Origin of the sequence: uncultured Oceanicoccus sp. (genome assembly GCF_963968385.1) — a bacterium.
Classification (GTDB): domain Bacteria; phylum Pseudomonadota; class Gammaproteobacteria; order Pseudomonadales; family Dasaniaceae; genus Oceanicoccus.
Genome location: NZ_CAXAHB010000096.1, coordinates 1 through 5,058 on the forward strand (window position 1 = coordinate 1; position 5,058 = coordinate 5,058).

A 5,058-nucleotide genomic window follows, 5' to 3' on the forward strand; every position below is an offset into this window, starting at 1 on the left:
TAATGCTTTTGTGCTATATCTTCAGCGATAGCAATCGGGTAAGGTGATTTTTCAAATAAGAAAAAAGGACTTTTATCATGATTAAAAAAATCTTAGCCGTTATGGCTCTCTCCGTTCCGTTACTTGCTAATGCTGCAACGCTATATGTTAATCAACCATTGGATATCAATAATATTGTCGGTGTTAACGGCGAAGTAGGCTCAACCCCGGGATCTGCTTTGCAAACGGTCAATATTGCCTTCACCGCCAGTGGTATGGCCATGGCTAATGAGGTGACGTCGGTACCTGGATCGGATCAAGGTGTCGGCAACACGCTGACTTATAATCTGGCTGCTGGTGGTCAACAGTTTGATATCAGTGTACAAGCACCACAATCCCAAGATTTTGTTAATCACGATGGTTATCATACAAAATATTGGGAAGATTATATGTCTATCGGTAGGATGAGTACCGATCAAAATGATGATGTTGAATTTGTTATCAGTTCTGGCAATGTTTACGGCTTTTCTTTTTCTGTCTTTGATAATACCAGTAGGAGTGGTGAGCAGATTACCGTCGAGTTATCAGATGGTTCCAGTCAAACACTGGCGACAAGCAATATGTTTGCAACAAACTCGGATTCATGGGGCGTTCCGCTTGATACTTACCAGTTCTATTCCTCAGGAGCGACAATAACCAGCGTGTTTTTTAATGAGGATAGCCCCGGCGATAATGTGGGTCTTTATAGTATGGAATTAAGCGGTGTTGATTTTGCGCCCGTTCCAGTACCGGCAGCTATGTGGTTATTTGGTTCAGCGCTTATCAGTCTGGTGGCCATCAAGCGTAAAAACTAACGTTGTTGATGAGCTAGTATGGTTTAAACAAGGTCTCATTAAATTTGTTTAAAGGCTCTTCACTTTTGTAGAGCCTATTTTTGGTTTTTTGATGCTTTTTACTTTGGATAACAGCGGCTGGCCTAGTGACCGAGGCAAGCAAAGGTTTTATCCAGATCCATATATTGTTCGAGCGTATCCGCTAATCGGTTAATTTCCTGTTCCTGTCGTGCCGAATAGTCAAACACCTCTACCTGCTCCAGACCCGCCCACTTTTTCGAGCCAGTACTCGGCACAGTCCGGTAACCAGTACGCTTTTTCCCGCGTCACTGGTCGTACCTTGTACCATTAATGTTTTATTGGCCATAAGACTGTTCGATGGTTTTAATCGCAGCTAATACGCGCTGATTTTCCGGGCAGCTTATTGTTAGGCGCTTAGCCTCACTGCAGATATAGCCATTAATAAAATCGATTTCAGTGGTCTTTTTTTGCTGGCAATCTTGATACATAGAAGAATAATTATTGGCAGTGACGGTCAAGGTGTCGACTGTTTGTTGAAAAAGACTATGCTCGATGTCTACTGCCAATGCTTGCATCACGGCTGTTATTTCATCACATAATAATTTAATCCGTATCATGGCCTCTTTATTATCAAGTAACTCACCATTACGGCATTGATAAATAACTGTTAAGGCATTTATTGCGCAATTTACCGCAAGCTTTTGCCACTGTTTGGCCTCGATATCTTGGCAAAACGCTATGGTGAGATATTGCCTAGGAAGATATTGAATAATGGCGTTATCGCCAACCAGCGTTTGTCCTGCACCGGCATGCACAACCGATAATTCATCGGTACGATAGGCGCCGTCAGTAGTGATGCCGGTAATAAGTTGTTGGGTGGGTAATAGGGTGGCAATCGTTTTGCTGGCCATGCCATTTTGTAACATCAGTAGCGTGGCATGGTGATCAATATGGGGCTTAATATCCGATAAAGCAGCAATCGTTTGCTGGGCTTTTGTCGTGACTAATAAATGCTTGATAGTAATCGTTGATCGCTTAAGTTCGTCGATAGTGACTTGCTCTATAGCTACCGTTTCTAAATGGCTGTCTTTGCTGAGATTGATCGCTGTGCCGTTGCGTTGCGTCCTGGTAATTAACACCACAGGAAAGCCGGCCAACGTTAAATAAGCCGCCCATAAACAGCCCATCGCTCCTGCCCCAAGAATATACCAAGGATGTTCGCGGCTAATCGTTGTTGGGGTAGAGCTTGTCATTGTTTACAGGCGCAATTCAGAAAAGTCGAAGATGTAATGGTAGCACTTTCTGCGCTTGAATAGCGCTAATGGGGAATGCGGGTGCTTGGTGTTACGGTGAGCCCGTTAGTTGTCTGATGGTCCAGCTTGGCATGGATGCTATAAACCGAGGCGAGATTGGCCTCGGTTAAAACCTGCGCTACCTTTCCTTCACAGGCTACAGTGCCTTGATCAAGCAACACCAAACGATCACAAAAGCGTGCCGCCATATTTAAATCATGCATCACTACCACCGCACTGCCACCGCGATCACAGTGCTCACGAAATAATTCCATGGTATGTAGCTGATGATAGGGGTCGAGCGCGGCAATCGGTTCATCGGCTAAAATGATATTGGGTTGAGTGGCAAACATTCGGGCGATTAAAACCCTTAAACGCTCGCCGCCGGATAATGTACTGATAATCCGGTTAGACAAGTGCTGCACTTCTGCCTGATCCATAGCATTATCAACAATCGCTTTGTCTTTGCCGGTTAATTTTCGCCAAGGACTTAAGTAAGGTAGACGCCCAAGCTCTACCAGTCGTCTTACCCGTAATGGCCAGTGTGCAGGCGCACCTTGTTCCAGATAACCCAATGTTTGGGCCAGTTGTTTGCGGTCGATATGATTAAGGTCATGGTTGTCTAATTGAATCAGGCCGCTATCCGGCTGCTGGAGATTGGCAAGCATTCTTAACAAAGATGTTTTGCCAGCACCATTAGGCCCAATCAACCCAACAAGATCACCGGCATTGATGGTAATACTGACGTCTTTAACAATATCACTGCCATTAAAGCGCAGTGAAAGATTTTTTCCTTGCAGCTTCATATCAGCGTATTTCGCGTTTTAATAATCAAATAGAGAAAGAAAGGGCCGCCGACCAGAGCGGTAACCACGCCCAGTTTTAATTCTTGATTCGGTGAAATAGTTTGTACCGCAATATCAGCAATCAATACCATTAGCGCACCACCGAAGGCACTGGCCGCTAACAGCCGTCCCGGCTCATAGCCCACCAAAGGCCGCAAAATATGCGGCACTAATAAACCGACAAAACCAATACTGCCGCTAACAGAAACAGCGGCGCCAACACATAAGGCCACACCAATAACGATAATGCTTCGCTGGCTTGGCAAATGAAAACCCAAAGACTGTGCGGTTTCCTCGCCCAAACTTAATGCATTTAAAAAACGACCGCTACTTAAAATCAGCAACCAGCCAACCATCATAAAGGGTGCGGCTAATTGAACATCGGCCATACTGCGGTTAGCTAATGAACCCAACAACCAATAAACCATTTCAGACATGGCATAAGGGTTGGGTGCAAAGTTGAGTGCCAGAGAAATTAATGAAGAGGCCACAGCATTAACTGCAACGCCGGCCAGCAACAGTGTCATCACATTGCTTTTATAGCCACCGATCATAAAAATTAATATTACCGAAATTGCCGCGCCCACCATCCCTGCGGCGGGTACAGCAAACCAAAACACAGTACCCCAGCCAAAATAGAGTGCGATAACAGCGCCGAGCGCTGCACAGTTGGAAACACCGACCAACCCAGGGCCGGCCAGAGGGTTGCGCAGTAACCCCTGCATGGCCGCTCCGGCCAAACCCAGCGTGGCACCCACCATGACTGCCAAGATGGCGCGTGGTAGGCGAATTTCATTCAAGATCATAGCGGGTAATGAATGGGTGCTATTAATACGGTCACTAAAGGCCTGCACTATATTGATATCTGCGGGGCCGGTTTGCAGAGCCGCAAAAAATAAAGCCACCGTTGCTCCCGTTAGCAGTGACAATAAATAACGCTGGCGAATTATCATTGGCGTTGCTCCGCTAGCGCCAAAATCGCTTTGCTGGCAAGCGGGCCGGGGCAAATCCAATGGCTGGTAGGTACACTGACCAAATTGTTATTACCTAATAAACGTTCTAGCACTGGATGGGTAACAAAACTTTGCGCCAGTGAATTTTGATTCGGGATATCTTCATCGATCACCACAATATCAGGGTTCGAAATCACCAACTGCTCAAGCGAGACATTACCGTAATAATCAATACCCAGTTCTGCGCCGAGATTGCGATAACCGGCAGCATGTAAAATTTCATTTTTGAGGGTAAATTTGCCGGCGGTATAACCATTGGGCCCATAGCTAATCGCCACCTGCGGCGGCAGTTTGGCTACAATAGCCTTGGCCTTGGCAATATCGGCTCTCATGGTTTGAATTAATTGTTCCGCCCGTTCACTTTCGCCAACGGCTTTGCCAATATCGCGAGCCAGCGTTTCCGCTTCGTTAAGGGTGGTAGGTGAGTCAAAGGTGGTGGTTGGATAACCCAGTTGCGCCATCATAGGTATAGCGTTACCCGTGCTATAGGTCGAGCCAATAATTAGATCGGGATTTAGCGGCACAATACTTTCAGCCAGACCGCTATGGGTTGTTATCCCCTGTGCGGCTTGCCATTCATAGGAATAAACCGGATCAATGCCGAGAAAGGTAATAGCGGCAATGCGTTCTTTTTCAACTAACTGCAATAAAATTTGGTCGGTGCAAAGCGACAGCGAAACAATACGTTGCGGTTTGGCATGACTGTCAGCGTGGCTACTCAACGTTGCCGGTAATAACAGTATCGATGCCAAAAACGCAGCGCTGGATCTCACAAATCAACACCTTTACGGGCTTTAATGCCGGCACGATAAGCGTGTTTAATATCTTTTATTTCAGACACGGTATCGGCAATATCGCGAATGCCTGAGCCACCACCGCGACCGGTAACAATAACGCTCTGTTCTTTGGGGCGATTGCGAATAGCCGTTAAGACTTTTTCTTCATCAAGATATTGGTAGGCGAGCATATAAGTTAGCTCATCAAGAATTACTAGATGATAGCTATCATCAGCTAATAATTTTTCTACATGCAGCCAAGTTGTTTCTGCTGCGGCAATATCACTGCTGCGATCCTG

The 5,058-nt window shown here is 46.0% G+C and carries 7 protein-coding genes; 1 reads left to right on the forward strand and 6 read right to left on the reverse strand.

All coding sequences use genetic code 11. The features are described 5' to 3' along the window. Positions 1-77: 77 nt before the first annotated feature. Positions 78-833, forward strand: a complete 756-nt coding sequence (locus AACP44_RS08355) for a hypothetical protein (RefSeq protein ID WP_339340071.1) — start codon at positions 78-80, stop codon at positions 831-833. Between the two features lie 122 nt (positions 834-955). Here the strand turns inward: AACP44_RS08355 and AACP44_RS08360 are convergent, their stop codons facing one another. From AACP44_RS08360 to AACP44_RS08385, 6 genes are all read right to left on the reverse strand, one after another. Further along, a complete protein-coding gene (locus tag AACP44_RS08360; protein WP_339340077.1) occupies positions 956-1,108 on the reverse strand; it encodes a hypothetical protein in 153 nt (50 codons plus the stop codon). Positions 1,109-1,168: 60 nt separating this feature from the next. Beyond that, a complete protein-coding gene (locus AACP44_RS08365; protein WP_339340072.1) occupies positions 1,169-2,086 on the reverse strand; it encodes a 2-dehydropantoate 2-reductase in 918 nt (305 codons plus the stop codon). A gap of 65 nt (positions 2,087-2,151) precedes the next feature. Then, complete coding sequence (locus AACP44_RS08370) at positions 2,152-2,931, reverse strand: ABC transporter ATP-binding protein (RefSeq protein ID WP_339340073.1); 780 nt, start codon at positions 2,929-2,931, stop codon at positions 2,152-2,154. After that, positions 2,928-3,923: an iron ABC transporter permease gene (locus AACP44_RS08375; protein ID WP_339340074.1), complete on the reverse strand. Its 996-nt coding sequence runs from the start codon at positions 3,921-3,923 to the stop codon at positions 2,928-2,930. Before AACP44_RS08375 ends, AACP44_RS08370 begins: the two co-directional genes overlap by 4 nt. Beyond that, positions 3,920-4,756 (reverse strand): ABC transporter substrate-binding protein, encoded by an 837-nt coding sequence (locus tag AACP44_RS08380; RefSeq protein ID WP_339340075.1) that lies wholly within the window; start codon positions 4,754-4,756, stop codon positions 3,920-3,922. Before AACP44_RS08380 ends, AACP44_RS08375 begins: the two co-directional genes overlap by 4 nt. After that, the coding region (locus AACP44_RS08385) for a cob(I)yrinic acid a,c-diamide adenosyltransferase (RefSeq protein ID WP_339340076.1) at positions 4,753-5,058 on the reverse strand (306 nt) is incomplete at its 5' end. The genes AACP44_RS08380 and AACP44_RS08385, both read right to left, overlap by 4 nt.

Excerpts from the sequence above, each read along its gene's own strand:
- AACP44_RS08355 (WP_339340071.1), top strand. The coding sequence starts at position 78 with ATGATTAAAAAAATCTTAGCCGTTATGGCTCTCTCCGTTCCGTTACTT.
- AACP44_RS08365 (WP_339340072.1), bottom strand. The coding sequence starts at position 2,086 with ATGACAAGCTCTACCCCAACAACGATTAGCCGCGAACATCCTTGGTAT.
- AACP44_RS08370 (WP_339340073.1), bottom strand. The coding sequence starts at position 2,931 with ATGAAGCTGCAAGGAAAAAATCTTTCACTGCGCTTTAATGGCAGTGAT.
- AACP44_RS08375 (WP_339340074.1), bottom strand. The coding sequence starts at position 3,923 with ATGATAATTCGCCAGCGTTATTTATTGTCACTGCTAACGGGAGCAACG.